The organism is Pseudonocardia wallangbongensis, assembly GCF_054486945.1.
Genome location: NZ_JBRERS010000008.1, coordinates 302,291 through 326,005 on the forward strand (window position 1 = coordinate 302,291; position 23,715 = coordinate 326,005).

22 protein-coding genes are annotated in these 23,715 nt (G+C 73.9%); 4 read left to right on the plus strand and 18 right to left on the minus strand.

Annotation, left to right across the window (positions count from 1 at the left end; genetic code table 11):
• Nucleotides 1–122: 122 nt before the first annotated feature.
• Complete coding sequence (gene speD / locus ACU436_RS27915; protein ID WP_459029932.1) at nucleotides 123–488, plus strand: adenosylmethionine decarboxylase; 366 nt, start codon at nucleotides 123–125, stop codon at nucleotides 486–488.
• On the opposite strand, the gene ACU436_RS27920 is transcribed toward speD, so the two are convergent.
• The 7 genes from ACU436_RS27920 to thyX form a co-directional block, all read right to left on the minus strand.
• Nucleotides 485–1,345, minus strand: a complete 861-nt coding sequence (locus tag ACU436_RS27920; protein ID WP_459029933.1) for a spermidine synthase — start codon at nucleotides 1,343–1,345, stop codon at nucleotides 485–487. The two genes, speD and ACU436_RS27920, sit on opposite strands and share 4 nt — an antisense overlap.
• Nucleotides 1,345–2,484 (minus strand): type III PLP-dependent enzyme, encoded by a 1,140-nt coding sequence (locus ACU436_RS27925; RefSeq protein ID WP_459029934.1) that lies wholly within the window; start codon nucleotides 2,482–2,484, stop codon nucleotides 1,345–1,347. Before ACU436_RS27925 ends, ACU436_RS27920 begins: the two co-directional genes overlap by 1 nt.
• A complete protein-coding gene (locus ACU436_RS27930; RefSeq protein WP_459030003.1) occupies nucleotides 2,481–4,115 on the minus strand; it encodes a ribonuclease J in 1,635 nt (544 codons plus the stop codon). Before ACU436_RS27930 ends, ACU436_RS27925 begins: the two co-directional genes overlap by 4 nt.
• 208 nt (nucleotides 4,116–4,323) lie before the next feature.
• Entirely contained in the window at nucleotides 4,324–5,310 is a 987-nt protein-coding gene (gene dapA, locus ACU436_RS27935; protein ID WP_459029935.1) for a 4-hydroxy-tetrahydrodipicolinate synthase, read from the minus strand.
• Between the two features lie 36 nt (nucleotides 5,311–5,346).
• A complete protein-coding gene (locus ACU436_RS27940) occupies nucleotides 5,347–5,970 on the minus strand; it encodes a TIGR03085 family metal-binding protein (protein ID WP_459029936.1) in 624 nt (207 codons plus the stop codon).
• A gap of 14 nt (nucleotides 5,971–5,984) precedes the next feature.
• Nucleotides 5,985–7,439: an MFS transporter gene (locus tag ACU436_RS27945; RefSeq protein WP_459029937.1), complete on the minus strand. Its 1,455-nt coding sequence runs from the start codon at nucleotides 7,437–7,439 to the stop codon at nucleotides 5,985–5,987.
• Between the two features lie 63 nt (nucleotides 7,440–7,502).
• Nucleotides 7,503–8,267 carry an FAD-dependent thymidylate synthase gene (gene thyX / locus ACU436_RS27950; RefSeq protein ID WP_459029938.1) on the minus strand — a complete coding sequence of 255 codons (765 nt, stop codon included), beginning with the start codon at nucleotides 8,265–8,267 and terminating at the stop codon, nucleotides 7,503–7,505.
• 97 nt (nucleotides 8,268–8,364) lie between these two features.
• Here thyX and ACU436_RS27955 point away from each other — a divergent pair, with 97 nt between their 5' ends.
• Both ACU436_RS27955 and ACU436_RS27960 read left to right on the plus strand, forming a co-directional pair.
• The gene (locus ACU436_RS27955) at nucleotides 8,365–8,904 is read left to right on the plus strand and encodes a toxin-antitoxin system HicB family antitoxin (protein WP_459029939.1); all 540 of its coding nucleotides are present in this window, start codon (nucleotides 8,365–8,367) and stop codon (nucleotides 8,902–8,904) included.
• Between the two features lie 5 nt (nucleotides 8,905–8,909).
• Nucleotides 8,910–9,872, plus strand: a complete 963-nt coding sequence (locus ACU436_RS27960; RefSeq protein WP_459029940.1) for a DUF4097 family beta strand repeat-containing protein — start codon at nucleotides 8,910–8,912, stop codon at nucleotides 9,870–9,872.
• Between the two features lie 100 nt (nucleotides 9,873–9,972).
• Here the strand turns inward: ACU436_RS27960 and ACU436_RS27965 are convergent, their stop codons facing one another.
• Nucleotides 9,973–11,250: a winged helix-turn-helix domain-containing protein gene (locus ACU436_RS27965; RefSeq protein WP_459029941.1), complete on the minus strand. Its 1,278-nt coding sequence runs from the start codon at nucleotides 11,248–11,250 to the stop codon at nucleotides 9,973–9,975.
• 95 nt (nucleotides 11,251–11,345) lie between these two features.
• On the opposite strand from ACU436_RS27965, the gene ACU436_RS27970 reads away from it, so the two are divergent.
• A complete protein-coding gene (locus ACU436_RS27970; protein WP_459029942.1) occupies nucleotides 11,346–11,906 on the plus strand; it encodes a GNAT family N-acetyltransferase in 561 nt (186 codons plus the stop codon).
• A gap of 108 nt (nucleotides 11,907–12,014) precedes the next feature.
• On the opposite strand, the gene dapB is transcribed toward ACU436_RS27970, so the two are convergent.
• The 10 genes from dapB to ACU436_RS28020 all read right to left on the minus strand — a co-directional run bounded on the left by dapB (nucleotide 12,015) and on the right by ACU436_RS28020 (nucleotide 23,691).
• Nucleotides 12,015–12,764: a 4-hydroxy-tetrahydrodipicolinate reductase gene (gene dapB / locus ACU436_RS27975; RefSeq protein WP_459029943.1), complete on the minus strand. Its 750-nt coding sequence runs from the start codon at nucleotides 12,762–12,764 to the stop codon at nucleotides 12,015–12,017.
• Between the two features lie 14 nt (nucleotides 12,765–12,778).
• Nucleotides 12,779–13,258 (minus strand): DUF456 domain-containing protein, encoded by a 480-nt coding sequence (locus ACU436_RS27980; protein WP_459029944.1) that lies wholly within the window; start codon nucleotides 13,256–13,258, stop codon nucleotides 12,779–12,781.
• Nucleotides 13,259–13,642: 384 nt separating this feature from the next.
• Nucleotides 13,643–14,986 (minus strand): M16 family metallopeptidase, encoded by a 1,344-nt coding sequence (locus ACU436_RS27985; protein WP_459029945.1) that lies wholly within the window; start codon nucleotides 14,984–14,986, stop codon nucleotides 13,643–13,645.
• A complete protein-coding gene (locus tag ACU436_RS27990) occupies nucleotides 14,983–17,229 on the minus strand; it encodes a polyribonucleotide nucleotidyltransferase (RefSeq protein WP_459029946.1) in 2,247 nt (748 codons plus the stop codon). The genes ACU436_RS27985 and ACU436_RS27990 overlap by 4 nt, the downstream gene beginning before the upstream one ends.
• A 195-nt stretch (nucleotides 17,230–17,424) precedes the next feature.
• Nucleotides 17,425–17,694: a 30S ribosomal protein S15 gene (gene rpsO, locus ACU436_RS27995; RefSeq protein WP_459029947.1), complete on the minus strand. Its 270-nt coding sequence runs from the start codon at nucleotides 17,692–17,694 to the stop codon at nucleotides 17,425–17,427.
• A gap of 155 nt (nucleotides 17,695–17,849) precedes the next feature.
• Nucleotides 17,850–18,392, minus strand: coding sequence for a helix-turn-helix domain-containing protein (locus ACU436_RS28000; protein ID WP_459029948.1), 543 nt, complete (start codon nucleotides 18,390–18,392; stop codon nucleotides 17,850–17,852).
• 51 nt (nucleotides 18,393–18,443) lie between these two features.
• A complete protein-coding gene (locus ACU436_RS28005) occupies nucleotides 18,444–19,367 on the minus strand; it encodes a bifunctional riboflavin kinase/FAD synthetase (RefSeq protein WP_459029949.1) in 924 nt (307 codons plus the stop codon).
• 48 nt (nucleotides 19,368–19,415) lie between these two features.
• A complete protein-coding gene (locus ACU436_RS28010; RefSeq protein WP_459029950.1) occupies nucleotides 19,416–21,281 on the minus strand; it encodes an ATP-dependent acyl-CoA ligase in 1,866 nt (621 codons plus the stop codon).
• Nucleotides 21,278–22,396, minus strand: a complete 1,119-nt coding sequence (locus ACU436_RS28015) for a thiolase family protein (protein ID WP_459029951.1) — start codon at nucleotides 22,394–22,396, stop codon at nucleotides 21,278–21,280. Before ACU436_RS28015 ends, ACU436_RS28010 begins: the two co-directional genes overlap by 4 nt.
• A complete protein-coding gene (locus tag ACU436_RS28020) occupies nucleotides 22,393–23,691 on the minus strand; it encodes an MFS transporter (RefSeq protein ID WP_459029952.1) in 1,299 nt (432 codons plus the stop codon). Before ACU436_RS28020 ends, ACU436_RS28015 begins: the two co-directional genes overlap by 4 nt.
• Nucleotides 23,692–23,715 lie beyond the last annotated feature (24 nt).

Below are 23,715 nucleotides of genomic sequence, written 5' to 3' on the forward strand. Positions count from 1 at the left end.
GCGGGCCGCTCAGGACAGCCGGGACCAGCGAGATCGCTGGGTCCGCGGCCCACATGGGCGCTTCTCAAACACATTCTGAGCCGCCCCGCCGGGCGCGACACCCGGCGAGGGACACTGTCCACGTGATCCCACAGGCGACCGCCGCCTCGCGGCTCGGCGTGCACGTCCTCGCCGACGTCACCGACGTGGCGGACCCCGCGTGCTTCGACCCGGCGTTCCTCGTCGACGCCTTCCACGACGCCCTGCGCGAGGCGGGCACGACGGTCCGGCGCACGCTGGTCGAGGAGTTCAGCCCGCACGGCACGAGCGTCATGGTCGTGCTGGCCGAGTCGCACGCCTCCCTGCACACGTGGCCGGAGCGGCGGACGATGCTGATCGACGCGTTCACCTGTGGCGGGCTGTCGCCCCTGCCCGTCGTCGAGAAGTTCGCGGCGAAGCTCGGGCCGTGCCGGGTCGAGACCACCGAGGTCGACCGCGGCGCGGCCTAGCGTCCCGAGGAACGCAGGTCGAAGGGGAGCACCGAGCGGGCGCGCAACGCCTCGGCGTCGAGCGTCGCGGGCCGGTGGCCGAGCGCGCCCAACCGCTGCGTCATCTCACCCACCGGATCCGGTCCCGCCACCCGCCGGCCGGTCAGGAACGCCCACTCGTGCTCGTCGCTGACGTACGGGACGACCTGGGCGAACACCTCGCGGAACCGGTCGAGCGCCGCGCGGAGCGTGGCGTTGCGCCACCGGGCCGGGCTGCCCGCCTGGGACACGACCACTCCGCCGTCGGTGAGCAGGTCCGCGCAGCGGCGCAGGAACGCTGCGCTGTAGAGCCGGTTGAGCTGGGACTCGGGGTCGTCGGGGCGCTCGTCGGGCAGGTCGACGACCACGACGTCGTAGCGGCCCGCCGTCTCGGCGACGAACGCCAGCCCGTCGCCGTAGTGCACCCGGACCGGGCCGTCGTGCCGCTCGGCGGCGGCCAGCTCCTCCGGGGTGTAGCCGTACGGGAGGTGCTCCGCGCACGCGCGGACGCAGTCCGGGTCGATGTCGACGTGGTCGACGACGCGCGCGCCCACTGCCACCGCCAGCTGCGAGACGACCCCCTCGCTCGACCCGACCACGAGCACCCGCTCGCGACGCGCGGCGAGCAGCGCGGGCGGCAGGAACAGCGCCTCGTGGTACACGAGCTGCGTCGACGCGGCGCTCTGCCGCTCGTCGTCGCAGAACAGGGTGGTGCCGTGGGCCGTCTCGGCGATGAGCACGTGCTGGAACGGGGTGCGCGCCTCGTGCCGCACGGCGTCCACCCGCCAGTGCCGGGTGAGCCCCGCACCGAGCACCTCGACCAGCTCGCGAGCGGCCATCAGACGACGTGCACCGGGAGGGGCGGGATGCCGTTGAACCCGACCGACGCGTAGGACGCGGTGTAGGCGCCGGTGGCGAGCAGGTCCACCGCGTCACCCGCCTCCAGCGACAGCGGCAGCGGGCACGGGGTGTGGCGGTACAGCACGTCGTCGCCGTCGCAGGTGGGTCCGGCGAGGACGACCGGCTCGTCCGGACCGGTGCGGCCGGGCACGCGCAGCCGGTAGGCGATCGCCTCGTTCTCGGTCTCCGCGAGCCCCGAGTAGCGGCCGACGTCGAGGTAGACCCAGCGCCGGTGGTCGATGCCCGGCCGGCGCGACACCCGCAGCACGGTCGACCGGATCAGCCCGGCCTCGGCGACGAGCGCCCGTCCCGGCTCCAGCATCAGGTCGGCGTCGGCGGCGGCATCGCGGATCGCGGCCGCGTAGGCGGCGATGTCCGGGACGGGCTCGCGGTAGGCGACCGGGAAGCCACCGCCGACGTCGAGGACGGGCCGGCGCAGCCCCGCGGCCTCCGCGACGGACATGGCGTCGGCGATCCCCGCCGCGACGGCCTCCGGCCGCACCTGCTGCGAGCCGCTGTGGAAGGCGACCCCGTCCGCGACCAGCCCGGCGTCCGCGACGGCGCCGAGCAGCCGGACCGCCTCGTCGCGCACCACACCGAACTTGGCGGCGAACGGGGTGGCGGACCCGGTGTCGGACACGAGCAGCCGGACCAGTACCCGCGACCCCGGCGCCCGCGCGGCGAGGAGCCGGACGTCCTCGATGCTGTCGGTGACGAACCGGCGCACCCCGGCGGCGTGGGCCGCGGCGACGTCGGCCGGCCCGCGGACCGGGTTGCCGTAGCAGATCCGGCCGGGGTCGGCGCCGGCGGCGATCGCGAGCTCCACCTCCCCCGGGCTCGCCACGTCGAACCCGCTGCCGAGCGCCGCGAGGGTGCGGAGCACCTCGGGGTGCGGGCACGCCTTCACGGCGTAGTGGACGCCGGCGGCGGGCAGGGCCGCACGCAGCCCCGCGTACCGGTCGGCGACGACGTGCGGGTCGAGCACGAGGTAGGGCGTCGGCAGGTCGGCGGATGCCAGGTACCGCTCGACGGCGGGGCTCGGCCCGACGGGTCGCGCGCGGTCCACGAGCACGGTCACACCGCGATCACCGTCGGCACGATCATGGGCCGGCGACGGTAGGTCTCCCCCACCCATTTCCCCACCGCCCGACGCACGGACTGGGCGATGCGGTGGGTGTCGGTGATGCCCTCGGACTCGGTGCGCGAGAGCTCGTCCTCCACGATCGGGAGCACGGCGTCGAGCGCCTTCGGGTCGTCGGAGAAGCCGCGCCCGGACAGCTTGGGCGGGGACACCGCCCGCCCGGTGTTCGCGTCGACCGCCACCGTGATCGAGATGAAGCCGCCCTCGCCGAGCACCAGCCGGTCGGCCAGGGTGCTCTCGCCGATGTCGCCGACCTCGAGGCCGTCGACGTACACCCGGCCCACCTCGACCCGCCCGGTGATCGCCGCGCGGCCGTCCACCAGGTCGACGACGACGCCGTCCTCGGCGAGCACGACCGAGTCCTCCGGCACCCCGGTCTGCACGGCCAGCCGGCCGCATGCGCGCAGGTGGCGCCACTCGCCGTGCACGGGCATGACGTTGCTCGGCCGCACGGCGTTGTGGAGGAACAGCAGCTCACCGGCCGGGGAGTGCCCCGACACGTGCACCTTGGCGGTGCCCTGGTGCACGACCGTGGCCCCGAGCCGGGTGAGGCCGTTGATCACCCCGAACACGGCCGTCTCGTTGCCCGGGATCAGCGAGCTGGCCAGGATGATCGTGTCCTCCGGCCGGATGCGCACCGAGCGGTGGTCGCCGCGGGCCATCCGCGCGAGCGCCGACAGCGGCTCGCCCTGCGACCCGGTGGAGACGATCACCAGCTCCTCGTCGGGCAGATCCATTGCGTCGTCCAGCTCGACGAGGAGGCCGTCCGGCACGTTGAGGAAGCCCAGCTCGGTGGCAAGGCCCATGTTGCGCACCATCGATCGGCCGACCAGGCAGACCTTCCGCCCGTGCGCCGCCGCGGCGTCGAGCACCTGCTGGACGCGGTGCACGTGGCTCGCGAAGCAGGCGACGATGATCCGGGCGTCGGCGCGGTGGAAGACCCCGTCCAGCACCGGGCCGATCTCCCGCTCGGAGATCACGAACCCCGGGACGTCGGCGTTGGTGGAGTCGACCAGGAACAGGTCCACACCCTCGTCCCCGAGCCGGGAGAAACCGGCCAGGTCGGTGAGGCGGCCGTCGAGCGGGAGCTGGTCGAGCTTGATGTCGCCGGTGTGCAGCACCAGCCCGGCGGGCGTGCGGATCGCGACGGCGAGCGCGTCCGGGATCGAGTGGTTCACGGCGAAGTACTCGCACTCGAACGCTCCGTGGTGCAGCCGCTCCCCCTCCTTCACCTCGAGCAGGTGCGGGGTGAGCCGGTGCTCCTTGCACTTGGCCGCCACCAGGGCGAGCGTGAACCGGGAGCCGACGACCGTCAGGTCGGGCTTCTGGCGCAGCAGGAACGGCACCGCGCCGATGTGGTCCTCGTGGCCGTGGGTGAGCACCAGCGCGTCGATGTCGTCGAGCCGGTCCTCGATGGCGCGGAAGTCCGGCAGGATCAGGTCGACGCCGGGCGAGTCCTCGGACGGGAACAGCACGCCGCAGTCCACGACGAGCAGCCGCCCGCCGTACTCGAACACGGTCATGTTGCGGCCGATCTCGCCGATGCCGCCGAGCGCCACCACACGCATCGCGCCCTCGGGGAGCGGCGGAGGCGCGTTCGACGGCAGCTCCGCCCGGTTGACCTCCTCGGGCGCGGGGGCGGGCGGGCGGGCACGGTCGCGCCGGGGCGGCCGAGAGCGACGGTCGGACCGGGAGCGGTCGGACCGCGCGGGGGGATGACTCAAACTCGTTCCTCGCAGTTGTCGTAGGCGCCGTTTCCGTGGGCGCGGTGAATGATCAGTGGTAGGCCACCTCGGCACCGAGGTCCGCGGCGGCGCGCGCGCCGAGCGCGCCCTGGCCGTGGTCGTCGGCGCCGTGGCTGTCGGCGAGCGCGATGCCGGCGGCCTGCAGGTCGCTCGCGATCGCCATCTCCTGCTCCTCCGTGACGGGCGGCAGCGGCAGCCGCGGGCCGCCGACGTCGACCCCGCGCAGGCGCATCGCCGTCTTCGCGAAGAGCACGCCGCCGACCCGGCCCATCGCGCGGATCACCGGGAGCGTGGCGTAGTGCAGGTTGCGGGCGCGGTCGACGTCCCCGGCCTCGTAGGCGTCGAGCAGCTCCCGCAGCCGGTTGGCCACCACGTGCCCGATCACGCTGACGAACCCGACCGCCCCGACCGACAGCCACGGCAGGTTCACCGGGTCGTCGCCGGAGTAGTAGGCGAGCGTGGTGGTGGCGAGCACCTCGGTGCCGACGCGCAGGTCGTTGCGCGCGTCCTTGACCGCCACGATCCGCGGGTGCTCGGAGAGCCGCTGCAGCGTCTCCACGTCGATCGGGATCACGCTGCGCGGCGGGATGTCGTAGAGCATCACCGGCAGGTCCGTGGCGTCGGCGACGGCCGTGAAGTGCAGCACGAGGCCGGACTGCGGCGGCCGCGAGTAGTACGGCGTGACCAGCAGCAACCCGTGGGCGCCCGCCTTCTCCGCCTCCCGCGAGAGGTGGATGCTGTGGGCGGTGTCGTAGGTGCCGGCGCCCGCCACCACGGTGGCCCGGTCGCCGACGGCGCCGACCACCGCCCGCACCAGCTCCGCCTTCTCCTCGTCGCTGGTGGTGGGCCCCTCACCGGTGGTGCCGTTGACCACCAGCCCGTCGTTGCCCAGCTCGACGAGGTGAGCGGCCAGCTCCTCCGCTTTGCCGAGGTCCAGCCGCCCCTCGGCGTCGAAGGGCGTGACCATGGCGGTCAGCACGCGGCCGAACGGACGGCCGGGCAGGGCGGTGGGGCTCATGCAAGGACGGTACCCCGGAGCCCGGTCGACGACTCCTCACACACCGCGGGGAGCAGCCCGCAACGCCTCGACGTCACCCGGCTCGCCCTGCAGCTCCACCCGCGCGGCGGCTCGGCCGAACGCGAACAGCACGAGCTCCCCCGGCTCGCCGAGCACCGTGACGGCTCCCGGCCCGGTCTTCACCACGTGCCGTTCCCCCGACGGGCGCGCGAGCACCACGCCCACGGGGCTGCGGCGCAGCAGCATGCCCATCCGGCGCGCACCCGCCCAGAGCTCCGCGTCCCGCTCCTCGTCGGGCTCGCGGGGCTCCCAACCGGGCTCGCCGCGCCGGACGTCCTCGTGGTGGACGAAGAACTCGGTGCCGTTCGCCGCAGCGTCGACGCGTCCGAACCGCAGCGGCGACCAGGACTGCGGGCCGCTGCGGAAGAGCGCGACGGCCTCGTCCCACGGCATCTCGCGGTAGCCGTCCATCGCCCGCTCGGTGACCGCCGCCAGCGCGGAGACCAGGATCCCCGCGGCCGCATGGGGCTGCCGCTCACGGACGAGCAGGTGGGCGAGCAGGTCGCGGGTGTTCCACCCCTCGCAGAGCGTCGGGCGGTCCGGACCCACCCGGAGCAGCTCGTCGCTGAGCGCCGCGCGTTCCCGGCTGGCAAGGGTCATGGTTCGAACTGTACTCAGCGACCCGTGGTCCTCCGGGGGATGAGCAACGCCGCGAACCAGCCGACGACCGCGAAGCCACCGACGATCACGAGCGCGGCGAAGTACTGACCGCCGCCCGGCACGGCGCCGGCCACCAGGGAGCCCGCGATCGCCACCCCGAGCGACGAGCCCAGGTTGGAGACGCTGCGCGACACGCCGGAGATGTCGCCCTGCACGCTCTCGGGCCACACCGACTGCACGAGGTTGACCGACGCGGTGAGCATGATCCCGACGCCGACGCCCATGAGGAACAGGCCCGGGGCGTAGCTCCAGACACCGGGGTTCGTCCCGCCGAGCAGGAGCAGCAGGCCGAGGCCGAGCGTCGTGACGAAGAAGCCGAACCGGATCAGCCTGCGCTGGCTGTGCCGGCGGGCCATGCGCGGGGCCGCCCCGGACGACAGCAGCAGGCCGATCGTCGCGGGCACCAGCACCAGCCCGGTCTCGATCGCCGAGAAGCCGCGGACCTGCTGGAGGAACACCGAGATCACGAAGAACGCGCCCTGCAGGACCAGCCATTGCAGGTTCTGGGTCAGCAGGCCCAGGTTGGAGGTGAGGTCGGTGAAGAGGCGGACCGACACCAGCGGGGCGCGGCCGTGCCGCTCCCGCACCCGCGAGTAGGTGATGAACAGGGCGAGGACCACCACGCCGATGCCCACGTAGAACCACACGGGCGAGATCCCGCCCTGGTGGATGACCACGGTGCCGCCGATCGCGTAGTCCCGCGTGGCCGTGCCCCAGCCGTACGCCCCGCTCTGCAGCACCCCGAACACCACGAAGAACAGGCCCAGCGCCGACAGCACCGCGCCGACCCGGTCGAACGCGGGCCGCTCGGCCGGCAGCGGCGGGTCGGCGATGCCGCGGCCGAGCCAGATGATCGCCAAGACGATCAGCACCTGCAGGAGGAACGACGCGCGCCAGCTGATGTAGCTGGTGACCAGCCCGCCGATGAGCGGCCCCGCCGCGGCACCGATTCCGGCGGCGCCGCTCACCACGCCGAAGTACTTGGCGCGGGCGGTGGTGTCGGCGAACAGCGTGGTGATGAGGATGTAGATCGGTGGGATCAGCAGCGCCGAGCCCACGCCCTCGAGCAGGGAGTAGCCGACCATGAGCAGCGGCAGCCCCTGCGCGAGGGCCGCGAGCAGCGCCCCCACCCCGTAGATGATCAGCCCCAGCTGGAAGCAGAACTTGCGGCCCCAGATGTCGGTCAGCTTGCTGCCCGGGATCATCAGCGCCGCCATCGTCAGCGTGAACAGCGTGATGGTGGTCTGGATCCCGGTCACCGAGGTGTCGAGGTCCGTCGCGATCGAGGTGATCGCGACGTTCATGTTGGAGGCGGCATAGCTCGCGACGAACTGCGCCAGCGCCAGCGGCACCACCGCCGCCCTCGCCGCCGCCAGGGCCGCGCCCCCGCGGCCTGTGGTGCTGGACATGGCCCGATGCTCGACGGGCGCCCGACCCCGCGTCCTCACCCGCCCGGAGTGAATGGCGCGGGGCTACCCCTCCGTGACGAAGGGGCTCGACGCGATCTCCGAGCCGTCCTCCAGCGTGCCGATCTCGAAGTCGTCGAACACGTTGGGCACCTCGCGCTGCAGCTGGCGCAGGCACTCGACGGCGAGCTCGCGGATCTCGACGTCGGCGTGCTCGGTGGCCCGCATGGCGATGAAGTGGCGCCATGCCCGGTAGTTGCCGGTGACGACGATGCGGGTCTCGGTGGCGTTGGGCAGGATCGCCCGCGCCGCCTGCCGCGCCTGCTTGCGCCGGAGCGTGGCGTCGGGGGCGTCGGCGAGCCGCTTCTGCAGGCCTTCCAGCAGCGCCTCGTACGCCGTGACGGACGCGGCCGCGGCCTCGGTGAAGAGCTCGTGCAGCTCGGGGTCGTCGGCGATGACGGCGGGCTCCACCATGGCGGCGTCCCGCTCGGGGACGTAGCGCTGCGAGAGCTGGCTGTAGGAGAAGTGGCGGTGGCGGATGAGCTCGTGGGTCAGCGACCGCGAGACGCCCGTGAGGTAGAAGCTCACCGTGCCGTGCTCGAGCACCGACAGGTGCCCGACCTCCAGGATGTGGCGCAGGTAGCCGGCGTTGGTGGCGGTGGCCGGGTTGGGCTTCGACCACGACTGGTAGCAGGCCCGGCCGGCGAACTCGGCGAGCGCCTGGCCGCCGTCGGCGTCGGTGGTCCACGGTACCCCGGCCGGCTGGACGAACTCGGTCCTGCCGACGAGCTGGACGCCGAGCGGCACGGTCTGCGGCGTGGTCTGCGGCATGGCGGCAGCGTAACCACGGCGACCGACGGAGCGCCGTGACGCCACATGGCGTCACGGGTTCCTTGACCGACGTCAAAAGTGACGCCATAGTGGCGTCATGGACCTGAGCCAGTACGTGCAGCAGCTTCGCGAGGACCTCGCGTCCGCGGCTGCTGCCGGCGACGAGCAGACGCAGCGCACCAGCGCGTTGCTCGGCGCCGCCATCGAGCCCGCGGCCCGGCTCGCGATCATGAACGCGCTCTCCGACCTCGCGGCGGAGGTCACCGCCGCGCTCGGGGACCGCGTGGTCGAGGTGCGCCTCGACGGCCGCGACGTCCGCGTCGCGGTCAGCCGTGACGAGGGGGCCGAACCCGGCCCCGACGCCGACCCGCCCTTCCGCGGGTTCGGCGGTGACTTCCGGGGCGACTTCCGGGGTCCCGACTCCGGCGACATCAGCCGCATCACGCTGCGGCTCGTCGAGCAGATCAAGAACCAGGCCGAACAGGCCGCGTCGGCGCAGGGTGTGTCGCTCAACGCGTGGGTCGCGCAGGCCGTGCAGGGCGCGCTGGCGGGCCACCGCAAGCCGGGCCGCCACGGCGACTGGACGCGCGACCGCGACCGCGACGGCAAGCGCCTGCGCGGCTGGGTGGAGGGGTGACGAGCATGAGCGAGTCCGAGACCGGCTACACCGACGACTTCCCGGACGACGAGCCCGGGCCCGGCCTGGTCCGCCAGCAGAGCTGGCCGGTCGACGGGCCCGCCGAGCTGGAGTTGGCCACCGACGTCGGCCACGTGCGCGTCCACCTCGAGGACCTCCCCGAGGGCGGCGGCGAGGTGCGCGTCGAGGTCCGCCACGACCAGAGCGCGAACAACACCTGGACCCAGGGGCTGTCCGGGCTGATCAACTGGCTGGGCAACGCCACCGGCGGCGGGCTCGGGGGCGACCCGGAGCAGCTCGCCACCGAGGCCGTGTCGGCCGCCGAGATCAGCTGGTCGGAGGGTGGGCGCCGGCTCGTGGTGCGCTCCTCTCAGGACCTCCCGCTCCGGGTGGTTCCGCTCGCGATCACCGTGTGGGCGCCCACGCGCTCGCGGCTGGCCGCGCGGGTCGGCGCGGGCGACGTGCGGGCCAGCGGCCGCGCCGGCTGGGCCGGCGTGCGCACCGGCTCGGGCAACGCCACCCTCGACGGGGTCGAGGGCGACGCCGACGTCACCACCGGCTCCGGCTCCATCGACCTCGGCCCGGTCACCGGGCGGGCGCGGCTGCGCAGCGGGTCGGGCGCGATCCGGGCGGCCGCCACCGGCGGTCCCGCCGAGGTCAAGACGGGCAGCGGCGACATCGTCCTCGGCGAGGTCAACAGCGACGTCCGCGTCCGCACCGGCTCCGGCGACGTCACCGTCTCCGACGCCCGAAGCGGCGACCTGCAGTTCACCACCGGCTCCGGCGGCGTCCGCATCGGCGTGCACCCCGGAGTGGGCGCCGAGCTGGACCTGACGACCGGCTCCGGCAAGGCGCGCAGCGAGCTGGACGTGTCCCGCGACGCACCGCAGAAGGCGCCCGCCGTGCAGGTGCGCGGCCGCACGGGCAGCGGCGACGTCCTCGTGGCCCGCGCGGCCGTCCCGGCCTGACGCCGGGATCTTTGGGGGGAGGGCGGCACCCTCGTCGATGGGGAGCGACGAGGGTGCCGTCTCTCACGCGCGCGGGTTCGGCCGAGATCCGCCTCGCGACCTACCCGCCCGCCGACGCCGGCACGGCCGGCGCGCTGGCCGGGTTGCGCCTCTGACGCTGCCTCAGCGGAGTGGCGAGGTCACCCCGCTCCCCCGCCTCGAACCCGTCGAGGCCGAGCCATTCCGCCATGACCTGCAGCTCCTCGGCCAGCTCCGCGGCGACCCGGGGCACGTCGGCCTCCGGCTCGGCGAACGCACCGGGCACCCGCAGGACACCCGCCGCGCGGTCGGCCTTGAGGTCGACCCGGGCCACCAGCTCGCCGTCGAGCAGGAACGGGAACACGTAGTAGCCGTACTGCCGCTTCGGCTCCGGCACGTAGATCTCGATGCGGTAGTGGAACCCGAACATGCGCTCCGTGCGCGCCCGCTCCCAGACCACCGGGTCGAACGGGCAGAGCAGGGCACGGCCCGTGATCCGCCGCGGCACGCGCGCGCCCGGCGGCCGGTACGCGGGCCGTTCCCAGCCGCGCACCCGCACCTGCTCCAGCTCGCCCGCCTCCACGAGCTGGGCCACCGCTGTCTGGCTGCGCGCCGGGGAGAGGCGGTAGTAGTCGCGCAGATCGGGTTCGGTGGCCACGCCCAGCGCCTCCGCGGAGCCCAGCACGAGCCGGCGGGCGGCCTCCTCGGCCCCGGGCGGCGGCGCAGCGAGGACGGCCGGCGGGAGCACCCGCTCGGGCAGGTCGTAGAGCCGCTGGAAGTGGCGGCGGGTGCCGGTGGTGAGCACGCCGGTGCCGAAGAGGTACTCGCAGATGCGTTTGACGTCCGAGCGATCCCACCACGACGCCCCGGCCGGCCGCGGGCGGGTGGGCGCCTCGAGCGCCTTCTCCAGGGCGCCCGCGCCGATGGGGCCCTGGTCCTTGACCGCGGCCAGGATGTCGTCGACGAGGCCCGGATGGCGGTCGACCACCGGCTGGTAGCTGCGCCACCAGCGGTCGCGGAAGGCACCCGACCACAGGAGCGGCCACTCCTCGACCGGCAGCAGGCTCGCCTCGTGGGCCCACGCCTCGACCAGGAGCCGCGGCTTGCGCGCCGTGTGGCTCCATGCGGCGTCGTCGACGAGCGCGCGCTCGTAGGGCCCGAGCCGGCTGAAGAGCGGCATGTAGTGGGCGCGGACGGCGACGTTGACCGAGTCGAGCTGCAGCAGCCGTACCCGGTCGAGCGCGCGCGCGAGGTGGCGGCGGGTGGGCGGGCCGGACGGGCGCGGGTCGGCGAAACCCTGGGCGGCCAGCGCCGCCCGGCGTGCGGCGGCGGGACCGATCGTCTCGACGGTGGGCGTCACACCGCGGATGTTGCCAGCCACCCCTGACGTTTCCGCGGGGGCGCTCGGCCCCGGGTGGTTGCCGGGTCGCCGAGGGCGTGGTCTTGGATGGGGTCATGGCCACCGCCGCCGTCCGCCCCGCGACGCCCGAGGACGTCGAGGAGATCGTCCGCATCCAGGCCGACACCTGGACCACGGCCTACGCCGGGATCGTGCCCGCCGCCGCCCTGGCCGGCCTGCGCTCCCCCGCGGCCCGCGCGGCGTGGACCGCGGCCGTCGAGGCCGGCGACGGTCACCACGTGCTCGTCGCCACCGAGGGCACGTGGACCGTCGGCTTCTGCGCGGCGGCGCCCGCCGTCGAGCCGGAGGGTGCGGTGGCGCCGTCCGCCCCGACGCTCGGCCCGGAGGCATGGGCGGAGATCAGTGCCCTGCTCGTCGAGCCGCGTTGGGGCCGGCGCGGCCACGGCGGGCGGCTGCTGGCCGCCGCGGCCACCGCCCTGCGCGCCGGCGGCGCCCGGTACGGCCTGGCCTGGGTACCCGAGCCCGACGCCGCGAGCCGCGGCTTCTACAAGGCGGCAGGTTGGGACACCGACGGCACGGTGCGCGTCCTGGACACGGGCCAGGGCGAGGTGCGCGAGGTGCGCGTCACCGGGTCGCTGGAGCTGGAGCTGCGTTGAGGCCGCCGACGCCGCTGAGGCCGCCGACAGCGGACTTCACACACCTGGGCCGGGCTTCACACAGGGCCGGCCTTCTGAAGCCCCGGATTGGATGTGTGAAGTCGGGCGTTAGAGGCCGAGAAGGGGCTCCAGCCCGACCGTCAGGCCCGGCCTGGAGCGGACCGCCCGGACCGCCATCAGCACGCCGGGCATGAAGGACGAGCGGTCGAACGAGTCGTGGCGGATCGTCAGGGTCTCCCCCGCCGTGCCGAGCACCACCTCCTGGTGGGCCACCAGGCCGGGCAGCCGCACCGAGTGGACGTGGACCCCCTCGACCCGCGCGCCTCGTGCGCCACGGAGCTCCGACGTGGTGGCGTCGGGCGCCTCGCCCAGACCGGCCTCGGCCCGCGCGGCCGCGATCATGCCCGCGGTGTGCACCGCGGTGCCCGACGGCGCGTCGACCTTGCCCGCGTGGTGCAGCTCGATCACCTCGGCCGACTCGAAGAACCGCGCCGCGGTCCTCGCGAACTGCATCGCGAGCACCGCCCCGACCCCGAAGTTCGGGGCGATGAGCACGTGGCCGGGGCGGGCGTCGAGCCGGGCGCGCACGTCGCCGAGCCGGGCCTCGTCGAACCCGCTGGTGCCCACGACCACCGCGATGTCGTGGTCGAGGCAGAACTGCACGTTGTCCAGCACCGCGCCGGGGTGGGTGAAGTCGACGGCAACCTGCACGCCGGCGTCGGTCAGCCCGGACAACGGGTCGCCGTCGTCGACCCGGGCGGCGAGCACCAGCCCGTCCGCCGCCTCCACGGCCGCGCAGACCTCCGTGCCCATCCGCCCCTGCGCGCCCAGCACGCCAACCCGAATCTCCTCGCTCACGGGCGGAAGGGTAGTCAGGCGAGGACGAGCGCCCCGACCCAGACCGCCGCCGCGAGCAGGCCGGTGGCCATCTCGATCACCACGCTCCAGCCGACGGCCGCCAGCGCCTTGCGGGTGGAGGGCCATGCGGCCTCGTGCCCGCCGAGCCGGACCAGCTCGGCGAGGTAGATCCCGAGCACGAACCCGATGAGGAGCCCCACCACCGGGATCACGAAGAACCCGATCACGCCGAGCACAGCGCCCAGGGCGATCGTGCGACCGGGGACCCCGGACTCGCGCAGGCGACGACCAGGCACCAGGTACTTCACCACCGACCCGATCACCACGATCGCAACGACGACCCCCAGCACGATCCACGCCTCGGCATCGGCCTGGGCCACCGCCCACAACGCCACCCCCGCCACCACGAGCACCAGCCCGGGCAGGATCGGCACCGCGATCCCCACGATGCCGACGGCCACCAGCACCGCGGCGAGCACGGTCACGACGTCCACGGCCGCGATGATGTCACCACGCTCCCCGCTTGCGCACGCACGCACGCCTGGGCATCTGCAAGATCGGCGGTTCGCTGCGCTCACAGCCGCTCGGACGACAGCGGAGCGCACCGGATCGGCGATCACCAGGGAATGATCGGCGATTGGGCGCATTCCCGTGTCGATTTCGCCCGGTTTCGCGCCAAGGCAATGATCATGCCCGCGAGACCGCCTCCGGTGGCGCCGCGCGCCCCGCCGGGCAGGCCCTGGCCTGCCCGCGATAGCCCCGCACGATGCGCGGCGCCACCGGAGGCCCTTGAGGCCACGGGACACCCTGTTCCGCCCGCGGCCCCGTCGACGGGCCGCGCCACCAGAGCCGGGCAGCGCCACCAGAGCCGGGCGGCCTCAGCTTCCCTCGGCCAGGGCCCGCAATGAGCCCGGGAGGTCACGCTCGTCGTCGTAGGGGCCGACCACCGCGGCCGTGAGCGGCGCCGTCAGGAGCTCGGCGGCGAGCGCCTTCACCTCGTCGGCGGTGACCGCGGCGATGCGGTCGAGGCTCTCGGCGATCGTGCGCTGGCGGCCGTGGTCGAGCTCGGAGCGCCCGATCCGGGTCATCCGGGACGGGGTGTCCTCCAGCCCGAGCACCAGTGCGCCACGCAGGTTGCCTTGCGCGCGGACCAGTTCGGCCCGGGTGAGGCCGTCGGCGGCCACCTCGGCGAGGACGGCCCGCACCACCGTGGCGACCTCGTCGACGCGCTCCGGGGCACACCCGACGTAGACCGAGAAGCTTCCCGTGTCGGCGTAGCCCGACAGCGCCGAGTAGACCGAGTACGCCAGGCCGCGCTGCTCCCGAACCTGCTGGAAGAGCCGTGAGCTCGGCCCGCCGCCCAACGCGGTGTTGAGCACGGTGAGCGCGGTGCGGTGGGGGTCGTGGCGCGAGAGGCCGGGCGCGCCGAGCATCAGGTGCACCTGCTCGGTGTCGTCCGGGCGCAGCACCAGGCGGGGGCCGGTCGCCAGGCGCACCGGCTCCGGCCGGCGCGGGGGCACCGGTGCGGCGGCCCCGGCCCGCGCGGCCGCGGCGGCCAGCGCGCCGGAGACGAGCTCGACCACCTCGGCGTGCACGAGGTTGCCTGCCGCGGCCACCACCATCCGCGGGGTGGTGTACCGGCCGCGCCAGAAGTCGTGGAGCGTCTCCCGGCTCATCCCGCGGATCGACTCCTCCGAGCCGATCACCGGCCGACCGAGCGGGTGGTCGGCGAACAGCGCCTCGTCGAACAGCTCGCCCAGCAGGTCCTCGGGGTCGTCGTCGCGCATCGCGATCTCCTCGAGCACCACCCCGCGCTCGATCTCGACGTCCGGCGGCGCCAGCGTGGCGTCGGTGACGACGTCGGCGAGCGCGTCCACGGCGAGCGGCAGGTCGGTGTCGAGGACGTGCGCGTAGTAGCAGGTGTGCTCCTTCGCGGTGAACGCGTTGAGGTCACCGCCGACGGCGTCGAACTCCTCGGCGATCTCCACGGCGGTGCGCCGCCGGGTGCCCTTGAACAGCAGGTGCTCGAGGTAGTGCGCGGCCCCGGCCTGCAGCGGCGACTCGTCGCGGGAGCCGATGCCGATCCAGATCCCGAGCGACACCGAGCGCACGCCCGGCACCGTCTCGGTGACGACGCGCAGCCCGCCGGGCAGTTCGGTGCGGGAGACGCCGCCGGGGGCGGGAGCAGCAGCTCCCGCCCCCGGCGTCAGAACGCCTGTCAACTGGGTGAGACCGCCTCGGCCTCGTCGTTGTTCTCGGCAGCCGGGGCCGGCGCGGTGCCGTTGACCGACTCCTCGCTGACCGGGATCAGGCTGATCTTGCCGCGGTTGTCGATGTCGGTGACCTCGACGCGGATCTTGTCGCCGACGTTGACGACGTCCTCCACCTTGCCGACCCGCTTGCCCTGGCCGAGCTTGGAGATGTGGACGAGGCCGTCCTTGCCGGGCACCAGGGAGACGAACGCCCCGAAGGCTGCGGTCTTGACGACCGTGCCGAGGAACCGCTCGCCGATCTTCGGCAGCTGCGGGTTGGCGATCGCGTTGATCATGCCGATGGCCTCCTCCGCGGAGGGGCCGTCGGCGGCACCGACGTAGATCGTGCCGTCGTCCTCGATCGAGATGTCGGCGCCGGTCTTCTCGGTGATCGAGTTGATCATCTTGCCCTTCGGGCCGATGACCTCGCCGATCTTGTCGACCGGCACCTTGATCGCCGTGACGCGCGGCGCGAACTGGCTCATCTCGTCGGGCCGGTCGATCGCCTCGCCGATGACCTCGAGGATCGTCAGGCGGGCGTCCTTGGCCTGCGAGAGCGCGGCGGCCAGCACCTCGGACGGGATGCCGTCGAGCTTGGTGTCCAGCTGCAGGGCGGTGACGTACTCGGACGTGCCGGCGACCTTGAAGTCCATGTCGCCGAACGCGTCCTCGGCACCGAGGATGTCGGTGAGCGCGACGTAGCGCGTCTGCCCCTCGACCTCGTCGCTCACGAGGCCCATCGCGATGCCCGCGACCGGCGCCTTCAGCGGGACACCGGCGTTGAGCAGCGACATCGTGGACGCGCAGACCGAGCCCATCGACGTGGAGCCGTTGGAGCCCAGCGCCTCCGACACCTGCCGGATGGCGTAGGGGAACTCCTCGCGCGTGGGCAGCACGGGCAGCAGGGCCCGCTCGGCCAGCGCGCCGTGACCGATCTCGCGGCGCTTCGGCGAGCCCACCCGGCCGGTCTCACCGGTCGAGTACGGCGGGAAGTTGTAGTGGTGCAGGTAGCGCTTGTGCGTCTCCGGGCCGAGCGAGTCGATCTGCTGCTCCATGCGCAGCATGTTCAGCGTGGTGACACCCATGATCTGGGTCTCACCGCGCTCGAACAGCGCCGAGCCGTGGGCCCGCGGGACGACCTCGACCTCGGCCGACAGCGGCCGGATGTCGGTGATGCCGCGCCCGTCGATGCGGACCTGGTCGCGCAGGATGCGCTGGCGCACGAGCTTCTTGTTCAGCGACCGGAACGCGGCGCCGAGCTCCTTCTCGCGGCCCTCGAACTTCTCGCCGAGCGAGGAGAGCACGGCGAGCTTGACCTCGTCGAGCTTCGCCTCGCGCTCCTGCTTCGGCCCGATGGTGAGGGCGGCGGCGAGGTCCTTGCTGCCCTCCGCCTCCACCGCCTCGAAGACATCGGGCTGGTAGGCCGGGAACGTCGGGTAGTCCCGCGTCGGCTTGGCGGCGACGTCGGCCAGCTGCTGCTGCGCCACGCACAGGCTGCGGATGAACGGCTTGGCCGCCTCCAGCCCGGCCGCCACGACCTGCTCGGTGGGCGCCTGCGCGCCGCCGGCGACGAGCTCGATCGTCCCGGTGGTGGCCTCGGCCTCCACCATCATGATCGCGACGTCGTCCCCGACGATCCGGCCAGCGACGACCATGTCGAACACGGCCCGCTGCAGGTCCTCGTACTGCGGGAACGCGATCCACTGGCCGTCGATCAGCGCGACGCGGACGCCGCCGATCGGGCCGGAGAACGGCAGCCCCGACAGCTGCGTGGACATCGACGCCGCGTTGATGGCCAGCGCGTCGTAGGGGTCCTGCGGGTCGAGGCTCAGGACCGTGACGACGATCTGGATCTCGTTGCGCAGGCCGTCGACGAACGACGGGCGCAGCGGCCGGTCGATCAGGCGGCAGGTGAGGATCGCGTCGGTGCCCGGGCGGCCCTCCCGGCGGAAGAACGAGCCGGGGATCTTGCCGATCGCGTACATCCGCTCCTCGACGTCCACCGTGAGGGGGAAGAAGTCGAAGTGCTCCTTGGGCTGCTTGGACGCCGTGGTGGCGGACAGCAGCATGGTCTCGTCGTCGAGGTAGGCGACGACGGATCCGGCGGCCTGGCGCGCGAGGCGCCCGGTCTCGAACCGGACGGTGCGGGTGCCGAAGCTCCCGTTGTCGATGACGGCACTGGTCTCGTGCACGTCGTCAAGAGGGTCTGTCATGAGGTCCTTCTTCTCGGGACCCACGCCGCACCGGCTGATCCTCGGCCTGGCCGGTCTTCGATCGAAGCCCCCGGGATCCGATTCCCGGGAGCCACTACCGAGGACCGGCGGATCGTCCGCGGCGGGCGTGGCGTCATGGAGTTGGTGAATGTGCTGCCGGCCCGGACCGAGGAGCGGGTCCGGGCCCGGCGGGTGTCAGCGGCGGAGGCCGAGACGCTCGATCAGCGACCGGTAGCGCGCAACGTTGACGGATGCGAGGTACTTCAGCAGCCTGCGGCGACGGCCGACCAGCAGCAGCAGGCCGCGGCGGGAGTGGTGGTCGTGCTTGTGCTGCTTGAGGTGCTCGGTGAGGTCGCTGATCCGCTTGGTGAGCAGCGCGACCTGAGCCTCGGGCGACCCGGTGTCGCCCTCGTGGACGCCGTAGCTGTCCAGGATCGTCTTCTTCTGTGCGGCGTCGAGTGCCACGTGGTGCCTCTTCCTTCATGATGTGCCGTGAGGCCCGCATCCCTGAACGGGGGGCGGGAGACGGTGCGCGGCCGCCACGGACTGCAGCCGGACCCGGTACACCACGTTACCAGGGACGATGCTGCGCCCCCGACCGGGAGCCCCGGCCGGGGGCGCTAGGCCCCCGGGCGGCTCGCCGCCTGCCGCAGGACCTCGGCGAGCTCCGGGAACGTCGGGCCGAGCGCGGCCGCCGCGGCGGCCAGGCGCGCGGGGTCGGACACCCCGCGCAGCACCGCGGCCGCGGTGCCGTCGGGCGTGGGCCGCTGCACGCGGTGACCGGCAACGTGCGGTCCGTTGCGGTGTTGCCCGCTCCCCCGCAGCCCGCTCCCCCGCTGCCCGTTCCATTGCCAGCGGGCGTCTGCGATCTCGGCGAGCAGCACGTCGACGGTCCCGCGGTCGGCGGGTGCGCGCAGCCCGTGGCAGCGCTGGTCGAGCAGCAGCATGCGCGCGAGCACCGCCGGATCGCCGATCTTCACGCGGCGCGCGCTCACGAGCTGGCTGAGCATCGCCGGGCTCATGCCGAGGGTGCGCGCCAGCCGGGCCTGGGAGATGCCGAGCGCCCCGGTCAGGCGGCGGACGCGCTCGCCGAGCGGGGCGCCGTAGAGCTCCCGCTGCCGCTCCTGGTTCTCGATGAGCCAGGGGCTCGTCAGGTCCGCCATGCCCAGGATGCTGGCAGGTCCGCCACCCGTTCCGGGCCCGAACGGGAAAACTCAGGCGAGCAACTCGCGGGTGCGCGCGACGTCCCGGTGCATCTGCTCCACGAGCGAGGTGACGTCCGCGAACCGCTCCTGCCCGCGCAGCCGGTGCACGAAGTCGAGCGCCACCTCGAAGCCGTAGAAGTCCTCGTCGACGTCGAGCACGTACGCCTCGACGGTGCGCACCTTCCCGGAGAACGTCGGGTTGGTGCCCACCGAGATCGCGGCCGGGAGCGCCCGATCCTTGATCTCGAAGAAGCCCGCGTACACGCCGTCGGCCGGCAGGGCGGTGAACGGGGCGGTGGCCAGGTTCGCCGTGGGGAAGCCCAGGTCACGGCCGCGCCGGTCGCCGTGCACCACCACGCCCTCCACCCGGTGCGGCCGGCCGAGCGCGGCCGCGGCCGCCTCGACGTCGCCCGCGTCGATGCAGGCGCGGATGTAGGTGGACGAGAACGTGATGCCGTCGTCCGTGATCAGCTCCAGGCCCTCGACGCCGAAGCCGAACCGCTGCCCGAGCCGGGTGAGCAGTGGAACGTCACCCGCGGCGCGGTGGCCGAAGGTGAAGTTGCGCCCGACGATGACGTCGGCGGCGTGCAACCGCTCCACCAGCACCTCGTGGGCGAACTCGGCGGGCTCGGTGCGGGCCAGCTCCGGGGTGAACGGGAGCACGCAGAACGCGTCGATGCCCATCCCGGCCACCAGCTCCGCCCGCCGCGGCAACGTGGTGAGCCGCGCGGGATGGCTGCCGGGGCGCACGACCTCGGCCGGGTGGGGGTCGAATGTCACGAGCACCGCGGGAAGCCCGCGCTGCCGCCCCCGATCCACGGCGCGGCCGATCAGCCGCTGGTGCCCGCGGTGCACCCCGTCGAACACGCCGACGGTGACGACGCTGCGCCCCCAGCCGGTCGGCACGGCCTCCAGCCCCCGCCAGCGCTGCACGCGCCCGAGCCTACGGAACGGCGGCGGCCCGATCGCAGCAAGGTGGCTTTACTGCGGTTCCACCGGAGCAAAGCCACCTTGCTGCGCTTCGGCGGCGGGCGGCGTGCGGTCCCACGTCCGCTCCGTGACGCCGCGTTCGCGCAGCACCGCCTTGCGGACCTTCCCGTTCTCCGTCAGCGGCAGCTCCGCCAGCACGTCGACGTAGCGCGGGATCGCGAACGCGGCCAGCCGGGGCGCACACCACGAGGTGAGCTCCGCCGGGTCGACCGGCCCGCCGTCGCGGGGCACGACGGCGGCCATCACCTCGTCCTCGGACAGCTCCGACGGCACCGCGTACACCGCGACCGCGGCGACGGCGGGGTGCGCCGCGAGCACCTGCTCGACGTCGAGGGACGAGATGTTCTCGCCGCGGCGGCGGATCGAGTCGGTGAGCCGGTCGAGGAAGCGCAGCCATCCGTCCGGCTCGCGCACCACGCGGTCGCCGGTGTGGAACCACAGGTCGCGGTAGGCGGCTGCGGTGGCGGCCGGGTTCTCGAAGTAGCCGGTGGCGTACGCGTACGGCTGCCGGGAGCGGCACACCAGCTCGCCCGGCTCCCCGTCGGGCACGTCGAGACCGGCGGCGTCGACGACCCGCACCTCGTGGTCGGGCAGCACCACACCCATGTACCCGGGCCGCTGCGCCGCCGGGTGCGCGCCGAGCACCATGTTCGTCTCGGTGGAGCCGTAGCCGTCGACCAGCTGCACGCCGAACCGCTCGCGGAACGCGGCGTGCGCGGCCGCGGGCGTCGCGGGCGAGAGCGCGATCCGCACGCGGTGCGCCGTGTCATCGGGGCCGGCCGGGCGGGAGAGCAGGATCTGCACCATCGCGCCGAGCAGGTACGTGACGGTTGCCCCGGCGGCGCGCGCCTCGTCCCAGAACCGGGAGGCGGAGAAGCGCCCGCCCAGCACGTACGTCGCCCCCGCGCAGACCGCCTGGAAGAACGCGTTGAGCGCGTTGGTGTGGAACAGCGGCAGGCACGTGTACAGGACGTCGTCGTCGGTGATCTCCAGGCACTCGCCCACCGTCACGCCCCACCAGTGGAACTGCGCCTGCGGGCAGCACACGCCTTTGGGCAGCCCGGTGGTGCCGGACGTGTAGAGGATCGCGACCGTGTCGCCCGGGGCGGCGGGACGGGGCGGGAGCGCCGGGCCGGGCGCGGGGAACGTCTCCCCCACGACCCACCGCTCCACCGGCACGCCGACCTCGTCCAGGACGCCGACCAGCTCCGGCTCGACCACCACCACCCGGGCTCCGGAGTCCGTGAGCGCGTGCCGCAGGCCCGCCCCGCGCAGCGCGGTGTTCAACGGAACCGCGATCGCACCGAGCCACGCGCAGCCGAGCACCGTCTCCAGCAGCTCGAGCCGGTTGCCGGCGAGGAGCGCTATGCGGTCCCCCGGCTCGATGCCACGTTCCTGCAGCGCCCCCGCCATGCGGGCGGCCCGGTCGACCGCGTCGCGGTAGGACCAGGTCGTCGCGCCGCGGACGACCAGCGGCTTGTCGCCGTAGCGTTCCGCCTGCAGCTGCAGCAGCCGCGGCACGGTCCGGTCCGGCGAGGGCAGGTCGCGCTGCGGGCTGCGGTGGGTCGGCAGCAGCGGCGCGCCGCCGGGCACGAACGCCGTCCCCGGCTCCCGCCACGCGCTCACCGGCACGACCGAACCGGGGGCCACGTCGGCATCCAACCGTCCGACGAGGACCGCGCCCGTCGCGGTGCGCAGGCTCGCCAGGCGGGTACCGGCGGCGTCCACCGTCACCTGCTCGACCACGGCCTCCTGGCAGGGCACCGGGCGCAGGTCCGCGCCGTGGCACCGCGGGCAGACCGCACGGGGTGGGAAGTGGGCGTGCGCGCAGTCGGCGCACCCGGCCAGCTCGATCACGCCACTCCCTCCAGCACCGCCGCGTTCGCGCATGCCCCGTACCGGTAGAGCACCATCCCGTAGCCCGTGACGAGCGCGAGCCGGGCGCGCTCGACCTGCCGCTCCCCCGCCCGTCCCAGCAGCTGCAGGACGGCCTCCACCAGCCCGTGCATGCCACCCGCGGCGCCGGCCTGACCGGCCGACAGCTGCCCGCCCGACGGGTTGAGCGGCCACCCGTCCCGGGCCAGCCGCCCGTGCAGGAAGGCGTGCGGGTCGGGCGCGACGCCCAGATCGGCCAGCTGCGCGAGCGCCATCACCGGGTAGTCGTCGTAGACACAAGCCAGGTCGATCTCCTCGGGACCCACCCCGGCGCCGGCCCACAACCGGTCCGCGACCTGCGCCAACCCGGTCCCGAGCCCGTCGCCGTCCTGCCCGTCCGGGTTGTGCCGGGCGGCGAGGGCCCGCACGCGGACGCCGCGTTCGGAGCCCGTGAGCACGAGCGCATCGGCGCCCGCGACCACCGGCACGCAGTCGAAGCGCCGCAGGGGTGCCGCGACGACGGGGGCGTCGAGGTACTCCTCCAGCGACAGCGGTGAGCGGTACACCGCGCCCGGGTTGCGCGCGGCCCAGCGCCGCTGGGAGAGGGGGATCTGCGCGTAGTCGGCGTCGGCGAGGCCGTGGGCCGCCGCGTGCCGCTGGGTGAGCATCGCGAAGAGCGCGTTCGGCCCCCGCAGCGGCAACGGGGTGAGGGCCTCGGCCGTGGCGCGGTTGTAGGTGTCGGTGAGGCGGGCGAACGCCGCGCGGTCGAGGTGGTCGCCCGCCACCAGCACGATCACGCGGGCGTCGCCGGCCTCGATCGCCCGCACCGCGTGCTGCAGGAGGTTGATCCCGCTCGCGCCGCCGTGCGGGTCCTGCATGATCCAGTCCAGCCGTAGCCCGAGCCGCCAGGCCAGGTCGATCGCGTGGTCGGGCGCGAGCGAGAAGCTGCTGACCCCGAGGCCGTCCACCTCACCGGGGCCGAGCCCGGCCGCGTCGAGCGCGCCCCGGACGGCGGCGGCGAGCAGCTGCTCGGTCGTACGGGCCGTCCGGCGGGCGTAGGGCTCCTCGTAGGCGGCGACGATCGCGGGTGCGGTCACCGCGACCCGATCGCCGTGAGGTCGCGCGCCACCGTCTCGCGCGAGGCCAGCACCGCGACCACCGTGATCGCGCCCATGACCGCGAGGTAGACCGCCACCGGCATCCAGCCGCCCGCCCACGCGAGCAGCGCGGTGGCGATGAGCGGCGACAGCCCGCCGGCGAGCACCGACGCCATCTCGTGCCCGAGCGCCACGCCGCTGTAGCGCACCCCGCTGCCGAAGAGCTCGCTGAAGAACGCCGGCTGCGTGCCGATCATCGCCCCGTGGCACACGGCGTTGGCGACGACGACGGCCAGCAGCACGAGCGGCGTCTCGCGGGTGTCGATCAGCAGGAAGAACGGCCACGCCCACAACACCATCGCGACGGCCCCGAAGATGTACACCGGTCTACGCCCCACCCGGTCCGACAGCGCTCCCCACGCCGGCATCGCGAGCGCTTCGAGGGCCATCCCGACCACCACCGCCGTCAGGGCGACCGCGCTGGAGATCCCGATCCTGCTCGCGTACGCCAGCACGAACGTCAGGAAGATGTACGACCCGCCGTTCTCGGCGATCCGCGCCCCGAACGTCACGAGCACCGCGCGCGGGTGCCGGCGCAGGGCCTCGAGCGCGGGCACCCGGTGGCGCTCGCGCGTCTCGCGGAAGGCCGCGGTCTCGAGGACCTTCATCCGGATCACCAGCCCGGCGGCCATCAGCAGCACGCCCACCAGGAACGGCACCCGCCAGCCCCAGGCCAGGAACTGCTCGTCGGTGGTCACTCCCGCCATCACCGCGAACACCAGCGCGCTGAGCACGAACCCGACCCCGACCCCGGTCTGGGACAGCGCCGAGAGCATCCCGCGGCGCCGCGGGTCGGCGTTCTCGCTGATCAGCAGGACCCCGCCGCCCCACTCGCCGCCCACCGCGATGCCCTGCACGACGCGCAGCGCCGTCAGCAGCGCCGGGGCGGCGATCCCGATCTGCTCGTACGTCGGCAGCACCCCGACGAGGAACGTCGCCGCGCCCATCAACGAGAGCGTCGCGACGAGCATCGCCCGCCGCCCGATCCGGTCGCCGAAGTGCCCGAAGATCAGCCCGCCGATCGGGCGCGCCGCGAACCCGAGGGCGTACGTGCCGAACGCCGCGATCGTGCCCGCGAGGGGGTCGACCGTCGGGAAGAACAGGTGGTTGAACACCAGCGCGGCGGCGGTGCCGTAGAGGAAGAAGTCGTACCACTCCAGCGCGTTCCCGACGAGGGACGCGATCACGGCGCGCCGGATCGGGGTGCTCCGGGTCGATGTCGACGTTGACGTCATGGCGGCCTCCTGGCCGGGCATCCT